The organism is Desulfovibrio intestinalis (genome assembly GCF_014202345.1).
Lineage (GTDB): Bacteria > Desulfobacterota > Desulfovibrionia > Desulfovibrionales > Desulfovibrionaceae > Desulfovibrio > Desulfovibrio intestinalis.
The window spans coordinates 17319-34706 of the sequence record NZ_JACHGO010000005.1; the positions used below are offsets into that span (position 1 = coordinate 17319).

Below are 17388 nucleotides of genomic sequence, written 5' to 3' on the forward strand. Positions count from 1 at the left end.
CGAAAATTGGGCTCAGGTGCCGGACATTCTACTGAAAAAGCTCTATCATGACTATGTCTCCCGCATCAAAGCCTTCGCGGTTTTCAGCGCAAATCAGAAGGCCATCCGCAGCGGTCATGCCTGTTATGAGGCCGGAGACACCCATGATTGGTTCCGCCTCATACAACGCTGAAACTTCCTTGTCGGTATGGGAATTGGTCTGCGGGAGCATGTTCAGGCGAACTCGCAGATAATCGCGGCGTCCCTGGGCTGAAGCGACGGATCGCGCCAACCTGGCTGGAATACAAGGGGAAATTGCTGTTGAAATTTGCCCCTGAAGGTGATGCAATAAAGGGGTGAGAAAAACACGCGCGCAAACAAGGGCGCTGGCGACGTGCCCTGGAAGGCCCATGAGGCAGACTGTGCGTCCGTCCATGACAGCACGGGCCAGAATAAAGGGCTTGCCAGGGCTGATGGCCACCCCGTGGGTCAAAATTTCGCCCCCAGGCAGAGCGGCAAAGGCTTCAACCGTATGGTCACGCATACCGGCTGATGATCCGCCTGAAACCACAATGACATCATACTGGACGGCAAGCTTGGCAAGGGTCGCCCTGAGGTCGTCCGCATCGTCACGCACAAGTCCGGTTCGTTGGGCCTGGCCGCCTGCTTCGCGGCACAGGGCGGTGAGGCTGTACGCATTGACATCACGGATTTTACCCGGCGGTGGCGTTTCAGTTGCGGGAACAATCTCATCACCGGTGGAAAGCACGGCTACACGTGGGCTGCATCTCACGCCGATTGTGTTGACGCCGAATGCCGCCAGAAGCCCCACATCCTGAGGCCGCAGGCGATGCCCGGCGGGCAGTAGAGGTGCGCCGGCCGTAGCGTCATCATCACGCAGAATCACATTGTCGCCTGGGGCCTGGCTGCGGGTGAGCTCAATCAACTTGCCTCCGGCAGGGCGGGAATACTCCACCATGGCTACACAGTCCGCACCCTGTGGCAACATGCCGCCTGTGAGAATGCGCGCGGCTTGCCCTTCCTGAATGACGATTTCTGGGGCTGCGCCCATGGGGCAGTCGCCCACGCACTCCACCAGAGCCGGGCTGCCTTCTTGAGCGCCGAACAGATCCCGCGCACGCACGGCGTAGCCGTCTACAGTGGAACGGTCAAAGCCGGGCAAATCGGCGGGGGCGGTAAATGCGCAGGTCAGATGGCGATTTAGTGCATTATCAAGAAGAACCTGTTCCTCCCCCAGGACTGGAAAAGTACGGATATGCTTAATGACCGTTTCCACAGATTGTAAGGTCAGAAAAGGTTTCACGCGGGCCTCCGGATGGCAGTCTTCGGGGTGGATAACCCTTTAAATTTAACTGCAAATATTGCCAAAGAGCAATACATAAAGGCAAAAAAAATAGCCACGGCTTTGATCGCCTAACAAAGCAGTTCAATTGCGGTTTGGCCGTAGATCGCCCTTAAGTATAACAATGGATAAACTTGATAAATACATGACAACAAAGCATTCTAAAGTACTATCTGTACGCCTTGATATTCAGAATGAACAAGGAAGCAATGATACGCTCAGTTACAAGGAGCTGACCAGAGTCATTGAACATGACAACCGCTAGATAGATTCATGCTTTAAAAATGGGAAAAATGATCCAGATATGCACTATGTCTGGTCATCAGAGAAAAAGAGCCCAAAAGACAAACCACATTACCATCTCAACATCTTTGTAAATGGCAACGCCATACAAAATGGTTATTCCATCAAAGAAACCTTTACGAAGGCTGTGCAGCGTAGACTAAACACAGATAACGAAGGTTTGGTCAATTTTTTTTGCCAGTAATGGGGCCAAGGGTAAACTCATAGAACGCAATTCCACCGACGTTGAAGAGCAGATGGGTGACGTGGTGTATACCGCCAGCTATCTGGCCAAGACCCGGTCAAAGGAATTCAACTCCAAGGGGTCTCATGTATCTTCGCGCACACGCATACGTGAAAAACAGGTATCCTAGCCGAAAAAATCGGCCATCGTCCACTCCCGGTCTTGATATCACGGGCAAGGGCCAAGAGGCATCAGTAGACGTTACTACGGTAGAAATGCGCCCAGCACACGTGATGAGTTCTGCATGGCTCTGGGGATTACAAAATAGCGGTGACTGGTGGGGGCTGCCTGCATGACAGCCCCTATCTTTTGTCATTGTAAGCAATAGTATGTATTCCCACACATGCCCTCATCCACCCAACTCACCAGCAGGAGGCCACATGCAACACAGAAATTGGCATCACGACTTTGAATATAGCGACAGGCTGATAAATACCGGCATCGGTACAGAGGAATTCTTCAAAGCAATCGAGGTGGCCTTACCCCCGGTGGTTTCCAGAGCAGAGCTGGCACGAATTACCGGCGGCCTCATTTCTGCAAAGACGCTTAGCAATGAAGATGCGCTGCAAAAAGGTCCAAGGGAGCGCGTCAGAGCCGGGGCCAAGGTCGGCTATACTAAGGCGTCCGCCATCGCTTACTTACGCAAAAAGATTAAGTATTTGCAGCAACACAAATGTTAACTATTTAAACTGCACAGCGTATTCTTTGGTCGTGGGGTCTTTTTGTTTGTCCCCTGCCTGATTGCTTATCTATGATATATCGGATGGTTGAACAGCATGTATGATCTACTGTCCAATGCGAAAAATTCTGCGACCTTTGTAGTCATGAGTGTCATGGGCAGTAAATTCAAAGAGAATCAAGTGAGCAAAATAGAATGCGGTCCGATAACGCTTTTGCGCACCCCGGTATCCTGTTCATTGATCTCCGTCGCACCTCACTGCAGCCGGAAATCAAAGGGCAGCAAGACTACCGTATTAGCCACAATCCCTTTAATTTTTCCCGGTTTGAAACGTAATCGTTGGGCAGCCTCTAGTGACGCCTCTTCAAAGTAACCTTCAGGTTTTGCGGAAACTACCGTGCACTGTTGCGGTAAACCTGAGGTATCCACAATTATTTTTACAACTACAGACCCCTGAATGCGCTTGTGTTTGGCGCTGGAAGGATACTGTGGCGCAACGCGCTTGGTGATGGCCGGGGGACTGTCCACCGTTCCGGCCTGATATGCTGTATATTCTCCCGCAGATATGGCCTGCGGGCCGGAAGTTTGCCTTGCAGTGACATCTTGAGCAGGTAACCCAGCTGAAGCTGTGCCGGTAGTTTCAGTAGCGCGCTCTGTATCATCGGCAGAAAAGGACGGTGATTTTCTGGCCTCATTGTTGGGATGTCCCGTTATATGTTCAGATGGCGCCGAGTCTTTTTTTCGTTTTTTTGCACTAATGGGTATGGATTTTTCTTCTGTTGAAGCCCGCGCAGGTTTAGACGCGATAGGAAGGGCTTTGTCGTTCGCTTTAGGTTCATGCCTCACCTTAGCCACGGGCTCCACCGCTGAATCCGCTTTAACTGTAGGAATTGTTTTCTGAACTGCTGTCCCTTGTGCATAAAACGCATCCACAAGGGTAACATGGTGTGCATCCATTTGCAGGTGTTCTGCTTCATAAAAAAAGGCCAAGCCCGTTCCTACCAGCGCAGTGTGCAGGCACAAGGAACAGAGTACGCTGCCCAAACCGCGCGTTTTGGCGGACTTCTCTTCAAACACCTGTTCTGGCAATGTTAACAATTCTGCCATATGGGGTACCACGTAGGTTCATATGCTAAGATATGTCAGTGTAAAGCGGGTTCCTGTCTATTAAGTGATCTGACGGCATCAGGAGCTTCGTGGCACCTCAGTGAATTTACCATTGGAGCTTTGCTCCTGTGCAAAGGTACCAACCAGTGTAAAGTTGCTTTAATGAGACGGATGGACACCTTGTTTTTTTGGCGAAAGCCACATGGCAATGACGAGTATGCTGGCAGAAAGCAGCACGATCGCCGCCCCTGGCGGCACTGCCCAATAAAAGGACAGCCCAAGCCCGAGCGTAGATGCAATGGCGCCAAACAAAGCAGAAAGCCAGAACATGTAGCTAAGGCTGTACGTCAGCTGCAGGGCTGTAGCCGCTGGCGTGACAATAAGCGCATAAATCAACAGTCCACCGATGGCCTTGAGGGCAAAGGCCACGCCTAGCCCCAGCAGAATAAGGCAGGCGTAGTAGATTTTACGCACCGGAATGCCTGCGGCTGCAGCAGCATGCCTCTGTCCCATAATGGCCTCAATTTCTTTGAAAAAAAGAAAAATAAATAGAAATATCAGCAAGCCTGCTCCAGCCATAAGCTGTAAGTCAAAAATAGTGACGGAAAGCAAGCTTCCCCAGATGAGGCTGAGCCCTTCGGTCTTGGCCCCCGGCATAAGCCCCAGCGCCAGCATGGCCAGACTCATAACCACGGCAAAAACAACCCCCATTGCAGTGTCCAGACTGAATCCTGGCCTTTCAGCCAGTGGACCGACTGCCGAAGCCGCTCCCAAACTGGCCACAAGGGCGCCTGCTAGTGGGGGTAGCCCCAACCACAGCCCCAAAAGCGCCCCGGCAAATGAGGCATGTGAAACGCACATGCCTACAAGACTCATCCGCCAAAGCACTACAAAAACGCCCATAGCGCCACAGACGGCCCCTCCGATGAGGGCCATGAGGAGCGCCCTTTGCAAAAAGGCATAGTAAAAAAACTCTTCCATTGGATTACCTTGCACAGATAGTTTCAAGCACCATGCTTCAAAATAGGGCGGCTTTTCTTCCGTCACAGTCCGCAATCTGAATGGGTACATCATAAAGAGTACTTAAAAGTTTCGGTTCCATCGCATCTTGCACCTCCCCCTGCCAGAGAAGGCGGCCTTCCCGAAGCATGGCCACCTTTTGCGCCAAACTGAAGACGGCATTGAGGTCGTGGGTGACCATCACTACGGTGAGGGAGAATTCCTGGCGTAGTGCAGCCACAGTCGTGCAAATATCCCTCTGGGCTCGCCAGTCGAGTGCGGCTGTGGGTTCATCCAGCAACAGCATTTCCGGTTCTTGGGCCAGAGCGCGGGCCAGGGCCACACGCTGCCGTTCACCGCCCGAAAGCTGGCCTATGGGACGCGAAGCCAGATTCGCCAATCCCACAACGTCCAGCGCTCGCATGGCAAGTTTTTTTTCTTTTTGTCCAGCGCGCCGGAAAAGCCCCAAGCGTCCATAAGTTCCGCTCAACACGGAGGCAAAAACTGAAAGTGGCATTTTGGGATCAAGGTCTGTGGCCTGAAAGACATGAGCTATTTTCAGTCGTGCTTCCCGGGCGTTTTGTGGGGTGACGGCTTTACCAGCGTAGGTAACCGCGCCTGAGTCATACTGCGTCAAACCGTTAAACAGACCGATCAAAGTAGATTTTCCCGCGCCATTGGGACCGATTACCGTCCAAAATTCACCTGCGGACACGTTCAAGCAGATGTCGTGTAATACGGCGCGGCATCCATAGCTAACGTGCACGTTGTGTAAGACGGCAAGACTTTTCGACACGGTTTCTCCTTATAGCTTGGACAGTTGGGCCACGTTGGCCTGTAACAAGCTGAAGTAGTCTGGCACGTCGTCAGCAGAGCCGGGGAAATTGGAAAGTACCACATGCGGGACGCCAAGTTCGAGCGCCAGTGGCAGTCCGGCGTCCATTCCACTTTGATAATTGTCTATGACGCCGCAAACTTTTTTTCCTTTTGTATCCGTCATAATAGAGGCTAACTCTCGGGCATTGATTTCTTCAATGCGTCCGAAGGAACGCAGCACGCTAAAGCCCGCCCATTGCACAAATTCTGACTGCATGGCGGCAACAATAACGGGTTTTCCTGCGACAGCCCTGAGGTGTTCCCGGCATTCACGATCAGCCTGGGTAACTTTTTCAATGCGCTGTCGCGTTCTTTGCTGAATGGTCTCTGCCTTCTGCGGAGCAACGGCACACAAGGCTTCGGCTATCTCCAGCACCGCTTGTTTTTGTATTTCCGGAATGAGCCAACTTCCCTTCGGGCTTATGGCAACAAGCTTCAGCGAGGCATTGCCCACTGCATCCAGCATGGTGGTCACTTGCAGCATGTGGCGCTGAAAGGGATGTATCAGCACAAGGTCAGCTTTGGCGGCAAATACAAAATCCTGGGTTTTGGCATTCTCGTGGCCCGGGCAACTGGAGCCCTGAATGATGGTGATCACCTCGCTGTCGCCAGCGGTGAGATCATTGACAATATCAGTTATCAACGACGTGCCTGCGACGACCCTCAGCGGTTCAGCGGCAAAGGCCGCAGTGAAGGTAAAAAGACTTAATAAAAGGATGCTGGGCAGGGCAAAAATTAAACGGCGCATGCAACCTCCTATTTTATGGCAAAGAAGTAATAATGGTTGGCAGTTTCATCGGCATTGGTATGTGCGAAGCCAGCCTCAAGAAAAAGAAGTCGCATACCCGTTGGGCAGGGTAAGTGGTCACCCTCTACTGCATGGTGCTTGTCGTGCAATGCATTGAGTTTTTCTCTGCCGTCAATGTGCAGGACATAGGCCCTTCCACCGTTTTTCAGCACGCGATAAAATTCTTTGACTGCCGCAGGTTTGTCGCTGAAATGGGGAAAGGCAGAAAAGCAGACCAGAACGTCAATGCTTGCATCTGGCAGAGGCATTGATTCGGCTTTGGCATGAAATGTCTGAACATCGGGGAAACGAGTAGAGACGCTTTGAAGCATGATCTTGGAAGCGTCCAGAGCAAAAAGCTGCGCGTCTTTGCCCGCGTGCTTGCGTAAAAATGGTTGTAGTACCCCCTCACCACAGCCAACATCCAAAATGTTCATGCCGTTACTGAGAGCCAATCCGGCAACCATGTGATCCACTTGCACGAGTTTTTCAGGTGTATAATTTCGTTCTTCCCACTGGCAGGCATGTGCATCAAAGAAACGTGTTCGCTGTGTATTGCGCTCAGAACTATCTGCCATACAACCCTCCAAAGAAAACGTGCAACCGATGCCTAAAGGCATCGGTTGCACGTGCTTGCGTTAAAATTTGAGCTCAAACCCCACCATAACTGTGGTTCCCGGCATGTAATACAGTTGCCTGTCCTTGCCGTCACTTGTTTTTTCCATAGCGTAAGCATAGGGCGTATTAAAGATGTTGTTCACAGCCACGTAAACTTTGCCTTCTTCCAGGTGCAGGTCGTCATAGCTGAACATGTAGTCCAGCCGCAGATTGACCACATTGATTTCAGGTAGTTTGTCAATTTCCTTGAGCTTCGTGAAATTGCTAGCCGGATTGGCCGTTGCCGATGTGCGTGCCAGTGTGCCCGCATAAACATCCTGCAAATGCTGATAGTCGCCGCTTAAGCGAAAATGCTCCAGAAAATCCCATTTGAAGCCAGCCTGCAAGGCAAAGCTGGGGGTATAGGGCAATTCATTTGTAGTTTCGCCATTGTCACCTTTGGCCCAGGCTTTAATCCACGTTCCTGCCGCAAAGATTTCAACCCCGTCTATGGGGGTTACAGAACCGGCCAATTCAAAACCGTCAGTTTTGTATTCTGCGGTAGAAGAATTGAAAAATGATGCAGTGGGAGATGGGCCAAACATATAGGCGCGCAGCCTGTCTCTGCCGTCATCATGAAAATAGGTGGCACTGGCACTGAACACACCGGGCATGGTGTGCTTTAACGCCACTTCGTAATGATCTATGACTTCCGGTTTGATATCCTTGGTGTCGAAGCTGCCGGGCAGGGACTTATTGGCCAGAAAATTTTGCAGTACTACCGGACTGGGATAATTGACCCCACGCGAATAGTTGAAGCTCAGGTCTGTATTGGCATATCCGAGCACCAGGCCAGCCTGGGGCGCTGCATGGTCTTCAAAGAGGTTGCTGCTATATATGCGTATTCCAGCTGATGGCGTTACGTGGAACCCATCTATGCTGCCAAAAAGCTGGCTGGCGGCAAAATAAGGTGAAAACAGCGTCTGATCGGGAAAATCCCAACTTGTTGAAGTGCGTGTTTTGTACTGTTCCTGATAGTTCTGGAGGCGAGACATATCCAGGTCAAATCCTGCGACAAATTCACTTCCTTCCCACACAGAGAACGTTTCGCGCCCGCGGATGCCATACAGATCGTTGGTCTGACGAGACATGGCTGTACCGCTGTTTTCGCCCCTTATGTGAAACAACGTATTGTTATAATACCCCTTAAGATAGCCTGAGGCATTGTTGTAGTTATTGTTCAAAGAAAGTGTGGCAAGACTGGTTTCCGTGTCATATCGGTCAGTGGTGCGCGTGTCGGTTATGGGGTTATTGGGAACCTGGGTTTTGGCATCCACGCGGTTAGCCATAAGCCGCATGCCCCAGTTGTCGCCAAAGGCAATGCCCAAATTGCCGTAATAACTGGCCTGATGTCCGGCACTATGATCCACGTGCCCCAATGTGCTGATCCAGCTCTGTGCTGCATAGATGTCGACATTGCCTTTTTTAGCCCCCATGCCCACATTTTCCGCAACGGTTCCATAGCTGCCTGCTTCTGAACCTACACGCAGTTCATACCCTTCTTCCGTCATGTACTTGGGAATAAAATTAATCATTCCATACCCGCTGCCGAAACGTGAAGGCTGCGGTGCTTTGTATATCTCCATACCACCCAGGGCATACACAGGAATACCGTCAGCCAACGCCTGGCCGTAGAGCACCCCACTGCGCGGCACGTCGTCAAAGAAAATATTAAGGTCAGGACTGGGGTGGCTTGCCCCGCGCCCACGGATATAAAGGCTGTGCGACGTCTGTCCACCGATAATATTTTTCTTTTGGTACATAACGCCCGGCACATTGCGAAGAGCATCATAAAAATCCAGAGAATTTTGCCTCTTAATTTGTTCTTCCGTCACAACGTTGTACTGGGTTCCAAAACGGGTCTGAACAGGAACCGAAGGAGGTTGATCTGCCACACCGTACGCGGTTATCGCTGGTAATGTGAAAGCGGTCAGACTTCCCTGCGTAAGGCCTGTTTTTCGTTCTGGAACATCCTGCTGTGATGGATTCTGACTATCTTGCGGGCCTTCTGCCCGTGCAAGGGAACACCACATGCAAGTACAAACGAACAGCATGCCCACTATGGATAGCACCTTCCTCATCCGAAACCTCCCTCTCGTGTGAATGACCGGCTTATCCAGTTCATTGTTAGATTTTTTGAAATATGGGTTCCCCACAACCCTTACGCAGTAACACATTTTTTAAAAAGGTAGCACCATATGGGCGTGCAAATTCACCCCTGTTGCCGAAGCCGACAAGGTGAATTCAATAAAAATATTTAACACCCAAATGTTATTAAAGAATTTATTTCGATTGAATTAACAGTACATTAATTCGTGTTATTTTATATAAAAAGGTAACACACGCTATAAAGAACCTGGGCGCACGTCAAGCCATTAGTAAAAACTGACAACGAAAAAAAGAAGATAAATGGGCGCTCCGCTAGCAGCCAAAATATTTGGCTTCCGGGATGATTTTGTGAGGCAGCTTGGTGATGTTTAGTAGCAAGTAAGATTAAAAGCGGCCCTCAAAAGAATCTGAGGGCCACTCGCAGTAACATTCATTATTTCATGGCACGTATGGCAAACATAGGCACAGGGTTGTAGGTTGCATCCTGTTCTGTATAGATGCGTGAGCTTAGCTTCATGTCACATTGGCATTGGGAAAAGCCAATATCGCGCAAAACACGCATGTCCCAATCCGGGCGTGATTCGCGACTAAGGGGCAGTTCACGGCGAATGCATTCGCATTCTTCCATCATACCGTCGTCCATGCCAACATGCGCGTGTGTTCCTGGGTGGCGGACAACGTCCATAAAGGATACGGAGCCATAGTTTGCGTCGAAGTTCAGTAAGATTCCGCCAGAGCGTAACACGCGGTACCATTCTTTGTATGCCTCGGCAGCGTCTTGTAGGGTCCACGTCAGGTTACGGGAAATAACTACATCCATGCTCTCGCCTTCAAAGTTCAGGCAGCTCGCATCCATTTTTTGAAAGTCGACAGCGCAGCCATGTTGTTTGGCTATGAGGCGGCCCTCTTCAAGCATGGCTTCGCTCATATCAATTCCGCAGGCTGTATGGCCTTGCTGTGCCAGAAGAATTGCAAAAAAACCTGTGCCAGTACCTATATCAAGAACGCGTAAGGGCTGTTTGCCTTGCAGATGTGGTAAAATTTCGGCTAGCCATTGGTTTTTTTTGTCACTGCTCAATTCCACTCTGCGTGTGGTTCCATAGCTGCCTGCCCTGCGGGACCAGTAGCGTTCAATGCGGCTACTCAACGCACTGTCATTATGGGATATAGGTTCGCTGCTTGCAGAAGAGGGGGCTGTATAGTTCATGAAGATTCCTTATTTGTAATGAATACAATGGTGAGAAGGATCGGTTCTATTTGCCCGTCCAGCGGGATTGAAAGAGGATTGCTGAACCAATAAGCCTTTTGGCGTAATCACTCGATACATGGGCAAGAGCAGTGCTGGAGCACTGCTCAACAACGCTGCCCTTCTGTAAAAAATAAATATCATCACAGAGGTATGTGACGGCCTGCAGGTCATGCGCTATGAAAAAATAGGTCATATCCCCCTTCAGTTCACGCAGCAGCTCAAGTATTTTTGCCTGCACCGAAACATCAAGAGAGCTTATGGCTTCGTCAAAAAGAACGAAGGTTGGGTTTGTTGCAATGGCGCGAGCGATGCAAGCTCGTTGCAACTGCCCGCCGCTTACCTCGTGAGGAAGATGATTTGTCAGCTTGGGTGAAAGACTTACTCGATCCATAAGCTCGGCAATGGTGGCATCTGTTCCTTTGCTTTTACCACAGGCAACCAGCGGTTCTCGAATGATGTCTGCAATGGTGTAGGCCGGGTTTACTGATGTGGTATAGTCCTGAAAAACGACGCTCATTCCGCCAGCATGTTTTTTTCGCCATTGCCTTACGGGTTGCCCCTGCATAAGAATGCGACCGCTGTCTGCCGGTTCAAGGCCAAGAATCAAACGCCCCAGCGTGCTTTTTCCGCTGCCACTTTCACCCACAAGACCAACTGACGCTCCGGCAGGTACGGAAATGTTTATTCCGTGCAGCACCGGCTGCTTTTCAGTCCGCCAAAAACCACCTTTGCCGTAGCTTTTACAAACGTTAGCCACTTCAAGCATGGCATTTCTCCAGGATGGACTTGAAGTTTTTTGTCAAAGCCATGCGCGTTCTGATCAGGTATTGGGTATACGGGTGTTGCGGGGCGTTAAAAATATCCTCGGCACGCCCTGATTCAACGCATTCACCGTCTTTCATGACCAGCAATTCGTCCGCAAGGCGCTGCACAATGCCCAAGTCGTGAGAAACAAAAATCATGGCTGTGTTGTGGGTTTTTCGCAATTCAAAAAACTGCTGTACAACTTCATACTGTGTTTCCGCGTCCAGTGCCGTGGTTGGTTCGTCTGCAATGATACTTGCTGGTTTCATTATCAGGGCCAAAGCTATCATGCAGCGTTGCAGCATGCCCCCTGACAGCTGGTGCGGGTAGCTGTTCAGTACCGTTTCGGGATTGGCAATACACACGCGTTCAAGCATATCCATAGCCAAGTGTTTTGCTTGTGCCATGCCACATATGCCGTGTGCTGACATGGTTTCCAGAAACTGTTTATCGAGCGTGTAGAGTGGGTCAAAGGCCGTCATAGGTTGCTGCATGACCATAGCTATTTTACTTCCACGCAGGCTTCTCATGGTTTCTTGTGGGGCATGCAAAAGATCCATTCCCTCAAATATGACCGTACCATCTGCTTGCAGCGTGGGAGGCAATAGTCCCATAAGGCTCCGGCAAACAAGCGTTTTACCACTGCCGCTTTCACCTACGATGCCAAGGCAGGTTCCTGCATCAAGCGTGAAATTCAAATCATGAACCAGTTGCAGCATTTTTCCGGGATGCGTGATATGCAAATTGCGCACTTCAAACACGGGATTATTGCAATTTGTCATATACGCACACCTTCTGCCGTGGTGTGGGCGGGATCCAGTGCGTCCCGCAGGCTGTCGCCCAGAAAATTGAAAGCCGCCACAACTAACAGTATGAGCAGGCCGGGGGGGAGCATCTGCTGTGGATACATGCTCATGATGTCCTTGGCATCGCTGAGCATGGCCCCCCATTCCGGTGTGGGAGGCTGCACGCCAAGTCCCAGGAAGGACAGGGCGGATACGGCCAAAATGACTGCTCCTGTATCCAGCGTAGCCAGTACAATTATTTCTCCGGCAGCGGCTGGCAGAAGATGTTTGCGAAAAATGTGCAGGGTGCTGCACCCGGCTACACGCGAAAACCGCACGTAGTTCATGTCTGAATACTGCATGACTGTTGAGCGGATCATGCGTGTATACCAGGGCCACTTGGCTATAATACTGGCAATGACAATGTTGCCGAGCCCTGGCCCGAGCATGCCCACAATGGCAAGAATCATGACTTCACTGGGAAAAGACATCATTGCATCGCAAAAGCGCATGATGGTTTCATCCACCTTGCCGCGAAAAAAACCAGCCACAAGCCCCAGAAATGTCCCCACAAAAACGGTGAGCAGCATGGCCAGAAGTGAGAACCCCAAGGTTGCCCGGCCACCCCACATGAGCCGCGAAAGTACGTCGCGCCCTAGCTGGTCAGTCCCTAATGGATGCGAAAAGCTTAAGCCAGCAAACTTGTCCTTAACATTTATGGCGGTGGGGTCGTAAGGAGCCAGCCAGGGAGCAAAAAGAGCCGCAATAGCCACCATACCCAGAAAGGCCATACACCACATGGCCATGCGGTCTTGGCGTAATGCTTTCCACATCATTGCTGGCTCCCGTTGCGCATGCGAGGGTCGATGGCAGCGCAAAGAATGTCCATGAGCAGGTTAAAACCCACGAACAGCACGGCCATGAGCAGCACATAGGCCTGAATAACAGGGAAATCTCTGTTGAAAATTGAGGTCACGCACAGCCAACCCAGGCCCGGCCATGCGAAAATGGTTTCCACCACAAAAGTTCCGGCCATTAGCTTTGGAAGCGACATGCCAAGCCCTGTGAGCGTGGATTGCAGCGAATTGCGAAAGATATGCCGCCAGATTGTCCCAGGGTAAAGGCCGCGTGCCCGTGCGAATAACACGTAGTTGCTCTGCTTGTTGCGCACCATGCTGTTACGAAGCAGGCGCGCATAGGTGGCAGTGTATGTCAGGGAGAGCGTTATGGCTGGAAGGATAACGGAATATGCGCTGTTCATGCCGCTGGTGGGCAGCCAGTCCAGCTTTACGGCGAAAAGCCACATAAGGAGTAACCCTGCCCAGAATCCAGGCACGGCCGTTCCCAGAAATATCAGTCCACGTAGCAGATAGTCCACAGGTCTGCTTTCATAGCGGGCGCATATAAATGCCATGCCGATGCTGCAGACAGCCGTGATAATGGTGGCAACGGCAGCCAACCAAAGAGTAGGGGGCAAGGCTTTGGCCAATTCCTGTGCCACTGGTTTGTCGTCAACGTAACGTCTGCCCAGGTCGCCTTGTACGGCAGAACTTATCCAGTCTACATAACGAGTCAGAAAAGGCTTGTTTAATCCCAGCTTTTCTCGGGTAAGCTCAAGTACTTCTTCTGTGGGCACAATCTCATTAACGCGTACGGCTACTTCAGCCGGGTCACTGGGGCTCAGCTGAATAACCATAAATGCCAGAAAAGAAATGACTAGCAGTAGTGGAATAGTACCCAGAAGGCGATGCAATATGTATGTTTTCATACAGAAAGATTCATGCGCACCACCTGTACAGGGGTGCGCATGCTTATGATTGGTTACAGCTTAACGGGTAGAGTTCTGGAAATACATGGTCTCAAAGGGTATTTCATACTGGGAGGCTCCGAAGCCGACCCCTTGCAAGGCTTTGCTGTGCACGGCTTTGGTGCGGGAATACGTAAGGGGAATATATACCCCTTCATCATGAATGTAAGTCAGGATATCCCGGTACATCTTTTTTCTGGCGTCTTCAGTAGGTTCTATCATGAGTTCGGTGATAGCTTTGTCCAGCCATTCCTTGCGCTCAAGTCCAACCTGTGCCTGATAATCGCCGTGAGCGGGAATCCGCCAGGATGAAAGATAGGATTGGGGATCGTAAGGCGTACCCCAGGAGAGCGAGTATTGCAGTTCAAAATCGCCGGTCTTCTGGCGGTCAAGAAATGCCTGCTTTTCCTCGCCGATAATCTTCATCTCAATGCCGATTTTTTTCAGGTCGCTCTGCATATATTCGCCAATGGTGCGTTCCTGTGCATTTTGCGAGTTGTAATACAGGCGAACAACCGCTTTTTTGCCATCTTTGTAACGCCAGCCGTCTTCACCTGTTTTCCAGCCAGCCGCATCAAGCAGTTCAGCAGCTTTGGCCGGATCATAGTGACGGGCTGGCAAGCCAAGATCGCAGTAATGAACTGTGGGCGAAATAAGCGTGTCGGCCACGCTTTCAGTGCCGTTGAGCACGCCTTCCGCAATGGCTTGCTTGTTAACGGCATACTGCAGGGCTTCACGTACGGCTTTTTCTTCTGTGACGGGCTGATGAGCGTTGAGTAAAATGGCGCGTGAGGCCACAGGTGCGCTGATGGCAGTGACGTACTTTCCTTCCTTTTGCAAGGCATTGAAGGCATCAAGGTTCAGCATGTCTCCGTCCGACCCGAACAGCAAATCAATTTCACCTTTCTGCAGGGCCAGCATGATGGTCTGATGGTCCGGCATGACCCGCCAGCGCACCGTATCCAGTTTTGGCATTGTTCCCCAATAGTTTTTATTGGTTGTAAACAATGCGTATTGTTTGTCTTTATGCTCAGTTAGCACCCACGGGCCAGTGCCTGCATAGCCAGAGACTCCGTCTTTGGTTTGCCCGTTCACAAAGCAATTGGGGGAAATGAAACGGAAGGGGCGCACCAGGCCAAGCTCCACCAGAGTGGGGTAGTACGGGTGCTTCATCACCAGTTTGAAGGTGTGTTCGTCTATGACTTCATTTCGGTCGATGAGGTTAACCATATCAAGCCATGCATGACGTGGCTTGTTAGCTACAATGGCGTCCATATTGAGCTTAACGGCTTCAGCGTTAAAAGGTGCTCCATCTGTGAAGTGAACCCCTTTGCGCAGATGGAAGGTGTACTCCTTGCCGTCGGGAGAAATTTCCCAGCTTTCCGCCAGCCAGGGTTTAACGCCCTCTGTCGTGTTTATGACCAAGGGTTCAAAAACCATGTTCTGCGCGGCCATCTCCCCGGAGTACAAGTGCGGATTGATATTACGGATGTCCTTGGTGCTGGCGTATGACATCTCCGTGCGCGCTGCCTGTGGCTGATCTTTTTTTTTCGCTGCTTTCACAAGCCGCAATAGAAAGGCAGCACAAAAGGGCCGCCAGCAAAAAGACTAATTTTCGCATGATGGTGCTCCATATTCGCGAAAAACATACTTTCTTGTTGACTTTAGTAGCATGTTTTTTCAAAAGGTATTACCCAAAGTGTGGCGTATTGGTAACACGATTATAATAATCGTGTCTAGGTGGGGTTTAAAGAATAATCGCGATGTTGGGGATGATTATGTTGAAAAAAATCAGCACCCTGTTTATTGCTGCGGCCATTCTTCTGGGGGCGGGCACTGCCAGCCATGCCGTTGAATTCAAAGCCAAGGGCGTCTGGAATATGAACTTTGAATATGGCAGCGGAGGCAATTTTACTGAACGGGGGCGTTCAGAAAATGGCAACAAGGCTGCAGGGGTAACGGGCTGGGGCCGCTACGGTGAAGATCAATTCGAGGCCAAGTCACGAGTGCGCCTGCAACTGGACGCCGTGGCATCCGAAGCCTTGTCAGGTACCGTTTATTTTGAAATTGGCGGCGTCACCTGGGGTAGAGCCAGCAAGGGGGGGGCACTTGGCGCGGACGGCAACAATGTGGTCAAGATCAAGCACAGCTATCTTGACTGGGCAGTGCCGCAAACCAGTGTAAAGGTGCGTATGGGCATACAGCGCGTGTTCTTGCCCGACTTTACAACAGAAGCTTCTCAGGCGTTTGACGCCGACGTGGCTGGCGTGGTGCTTTCCACACCAATCACTGACAACCTTTCCTTGTCAGGTTTTTGGGTGCGGCCTTACAACGACAATTGGGCTGGCGACTCGCAGTCACCGCAAAATTACCTGGATAATTTTGATATTTTTGGTTTGACCGCTCCAGTGCGCCTTAATGGTGTAAATGTTACGCCCTGGGCCATGTTGGGTATGTTTGGCAGCAATTCTTTTCGGTCCGGCACTGATTTTTATGGCAAAAATTCAACTGGTGCTGGCGCTCTGGGCCTCTCCCCCGCAGTCTACGCGCTTAAGGATTCCAAGGTAGGCCGTCAGATAGCCGATGCCTATTCAACAGTACTTTGGGCCGGTATTACTGGCGAGATGGTTGCGTTTGATCCTTTCCGCATTGCAGCCAGCTTTAACTACGGCTCAGTGGACACAGGTGCAGAAGCTCTTAACCGTAAAGGCTGGTATAGCGCCCTGCTGGCTGAATATAAACTTGATTGGGGAACTCCCGGTGTCTACGGCTGGTACTCAAGTGGTGATGACGACAATATCAAAAACGGTTCAGAGCGTATGCCCAACGTTGAGGCCAACAACGAAAGCACAAACGCCATGTCGAGCTTTGGTACATTGGGTACATGGACTCTAGGCCGCGACACCCTCATTGGTTCCACTTTCGCAGGCACCTGGGGCGTTGGAGCGCGAATCAAGGATGTAAGCTTTTTTGATAAGCTGAAACAGACATTTCATGTGAACGTTCTGGGTGGCACCAACAGCCCCGCTATGGCCAAGTATATCAAGGGCGCAAAGGGTGTTGACGGCTATACCAGTTATACGCCCGACACGGGTGATGGGTTTGCAGACTTTAACTCAGCCAACTATTACGGCCTTTACTTGACCTCGCAGGATTACGCAGCTGAATTTGGCATCACGACTACATACCAGATTTACGACAATTTACGCCTCCTCGTGGAAACCAACTACATAGCCTTATGGCTGGATCAGTCGCGAGGGGTATGGGGTGGATATACATCTGCCACTGGCAACAACATGGGTGCCAATAGCACGACAGACGCTTGGAATGTTAACGTAAGCTTCATTTACAAGTTTTAGTCTCGTGCTTTGGAGTTGAGTCAAGAATATATGTGCGCAGAGTCAAATGCCATTGGACTTTGCGCACACTTCAGATGTGCAATCTCTATTGTCAGCAATTATAAATTGTTAAGGGATTGTTTTATTTTTTTGGAACAAGGGGCATCATGAATATCGTATTACGTAATTGACAAAGGTAACACTGGATGCTACTTGCTAGGCAGCTAATGAAATATTGCCATGCCCAATTGATCGTGAGATCTGATGGCGCGATAACATCCTGCCTAGATGGTAGGTTTTTTTACGGACTTAGGTGTTACGTT

Annotated in this window: 15 protein-coding genes; 2 read left to right on the top strand and 13 right to left on the bottom strand. The window is 50.7% G+C overall.

Features of this window, described 5'->3' with window-relative positions; all coding sequences use genetic code 11:
• Positions 1-28: 28 nt before the first annotated feature.
• A complete protein-coding gene (locus HNQ38_RS08495; RefSeq protein ID WP_183719435.1) occupies positions 29-1303 on the bottom strand; it encodes a molybdopterin-binding protein in 1275 nt (424 codons plus the stop codon).
• A 945-nt stretch (positions 1304-2248) separates the two neighbouring features.
• On the opposite strand from HNQ38_RS08495, the gene HNQ38_RS08505 reads away from it, so the two are divergent.
• Positions 2249-2548, top strand: coding sequence for a hypothetical protein (locus HNQ38_RS08505; protein ID WP_183719439.1), 300 nt, complete (start codon positions 2249-2251; stop codon positions 2546-2548).
• Positions 2549-2802: 254 nt separating this feature from the next.
• Here the strand turns inward: HNQ38_RS08505 and HNQ38_RS08510 are convergent, their stop codons facing one another.
• The 12 genes from HNQ38_RS08510 to nikA form a co-directional block, all read right to left on the bottom strand.
• Positions 2803-3654 (bottom strand): energy transducer TonB, encoded by an 852-nt coding sequence (locus HNQ38_RS08510; protein ID WP_183719441.1) that lies wholly within the window; start codon positions 3652-3654, stop codon positions 2803-2805.
• A gap of 159 nt (positions 3655-3813) precedes the next feature.
• A complete protein-coding gene (locus tag HNQ38_RS08515) occupies positions 3814-4635 on the bottom strand; it encodes a metal ABC transporter permease (protein WP_183719443.1) in 822 nt (273 codons plus the stop codon).
• Between the two features lie 37 nt (positions 4636-4672).
• Positions 4673-5449 (bottom strand): ATP-binding cassette domain-containing protein, encoded by a 777-nt coding sequence (locus HNQ38_RS08520; protein ID WP_183719445.1) that lies wholly within the window; start codon positions 5447-5449, stop codon positions 4673-4675.
• A gap of 9 nt (positions 5450-5458) precedes the next feature.
• Positions 5459-6277 carry a metal ABC transporter substrate-binding protein gene (locus HNQ38_RS08525; protein WP_183719447.1) on the bottom strand — a complete coding sequence of 273 codons (819 nt, stop codon included), beginning with the start codon at positions 6275-6277 and terminating at the stop codon, positions 5459-5461.
• Positions 6278-6285: 8 nt separating this feature from the next.
• Positions 6286-6936: a class I SAM-dependent methyltransferase gene (locus HNQ38_RS08530; protein ID WP_246388069.1), complete on the bottom strand. Its 651-nt coding sequence runs from the start codon at positions 6934-6936 to the stop codon at positions 6286-6288.
• Between the two features lie 18 nt (positions 6937-6954).
• On the bottom strand, positions 6955-8868 hold the full coding sequence (locus tag HNQ38_RS08535) for a TonB-dependent receptor (RefSeq protein WP_343060139.1): 1914 nt from the start codon (positions 8866-8868) through the stop codon (positions 6955-6957).
• Positions 8869-9515: 647 nt separating this feature from the next.
• Entirely contained in the window at positions 9516-10289 is a 774-nt protein-coding gene (locus tag HNQ38_RS08540) for a class I SAM-dependent methyltransferase (RefSeq protein ID WP_183719449.1), read from the bottom strand.
• Between the two features lie 46 nt (positions 10290-10335).
• The gene (locus HNQ38_RS08545; RefSeq protein WP_183719451.1) at positions 10336-11097 is read right to left on the bottom strand and encodes an ABC transporter ATP-binding protein; all 762 of its coding nucleotides are present in this window, start codon (positions 11095-11097) and stop codon (positions 10336-10338) included.
• On the bottom strand, positions 11090-11917 hold the full coding sequence (locus HNQ38_RS08550; RefSeq protein ID WP_246388070.1) for an ABC transporter ATP-binding protein: 828 nt from the start codon (positions 11915-11917) through the stop codon (positions 11090-11092). Before HNQ38_RS08550 ends, HNQ38_RS08545 begins: the two co-directional genes overlap by 8 nt.
• Entirely contained in the window at positions 11914-12756 is an 843-nt protein-coding gene (gene opp1C / locus HNQ38_RS08555; RefSeq protein ID WP_183719453.1) for a nickel/cobalt ABC transporter permease, read from the bottom strand. Before opp1C ends, HNQ38_RS08550 begins: the two co-directional genes overlap by 4 nt.
• Positions 12753-13688 (bottom strand): nickel/cobalt ABC transporter permease, encoded by a 936-nt coding sequence (gene opp1B / locus HNQ38_RS08560; RefSeq protein WP_183719455.1) that lies wholly within the window; start codon positions 13686-13688, stop codon positions 12753-12755. The genes opp1C and opp1B overlap by 4 nt, the downstream gene beginning before the upstream one ends.
• 60 nt (positions 13689-13748) lie before the next feature.
• The gene (gene nikA / locus HNQ38_RS08565) at positions 13749-15242 is read right to left on the bottom strand and encodes a nickel ABC transporter substrate-binding protein (RefSeq protein WP_183719457.1); all 1494 of its coding nucleotides are present in this window, start codon (positions 15240-15242) and stop codon (positions 13749-13751) included.
• 263 nt (positions 15243-15505) lie between these two features.
• On the opposite strand from nikA, the gene HNQ38_RS08570 reads away from it, so the two are divergent.
• Positions 15506-17086 carry an outer membrane homotrimeric porin gene (locus HNQ38_RS08570; protein ID WP_183719459.1) on the top strand — a complete coding sequence of 527 codons (1581 nt, stop codon included), beginning with the start codon at positions 15506-15508 and terminating at the stop codon, positions 17084-17086.
• Positions 17087-17388 lie beyond the last annotated feature (302 nt).

Excerpts from the sequence above, each read along its gene's own strand:
- HNQ38_RS08505 (WP_183719439.1), top strand. The coding sequence starts at position 2,249 with ATGCAACACAGAAATTGGCATCACGACTTTGAATATAGCGACAGGCTG.
- HNQ38_RS08510 (WP_183719441.1), bottom strand. The coding sequence starts at position 3,654 with ATGGCAGAATTGTTAACATTGCCAGAACAGGTGTTTGAAGAGAAGTCC.
- HNQ38_RS08515 (WP_183719443.1), bottom strand. The coding sequence starts at position 4,635 with ATGGAAGAGTTTTTTTACTATGCCTTTTTGCAAAGGGCGCTCCTCATG.
- HNQ38_RS08525 (WP_183719447.1), bottom strand. The coding sequence starts at position 6,277 with ATGCGCCGTTTAATTTTTGCCCTGCCCAGCATCCTTTTATTAAGTCTT.
- HNQ38_RS08530 (WP_246388069.1), bottom strand. The coding sequence starts at position 6,936 with ATGCCTTTAGGCATCGGTTGCACGTTTTCTTTGGAGGGTTGTATGGCA.
- HNQ38_RS08540 (WP_183719449.1), bottom strand. The coding sequence starts at position 10,289 with ATGAACTATACAGCCCCCTCTTCTGCAAGCAGCGAACCTATATCCCAT.
- HNQ38_RS08545 (WP_183719451.1), bottom strand. The coding sequence starts at position 11,097 with ATGCTTGAAGTGGCTAACGTTTGTAAAAGCTACGGCAAAGGTGGTTTT.
- HNQ38_RS08550 (WP_246388070.1), bottom strand. The coding sequence starts at position 11,917 with ATGACAAATTGCAATAATCCCGTGTTTGAAGTGCGCAATTTGCATATC.
- opp1C (WP_183719453.1), bottom strand. The coding sequence starts at position 12,756 with ATGATGTGGAAAGCATTACGCCAAGACCGCATGGCCATGTGGTGTATG.
- opp1B (WP_183719455.1), bottom strand. The coding sequence starts at position 13,688 with ATGAAAACATACATATTGCATCGCCTTCTGGGTACTATTCCACTACTG.
- nikA (WP_183719457.1), bottom strand. The coding sequence starts at position 15,242 with ATGTCATACGCCAGCACCAAGGACATCCGTAATATCAATCCGCACTTG.
- HNQ38_RS08570 (WP_183719459.1), top strand. The coding sequence starts at position 15,506 with ATGTTGAAAAAAATCAGCACCCTGTTTATTGCTGCGGCCATTCTTCTG.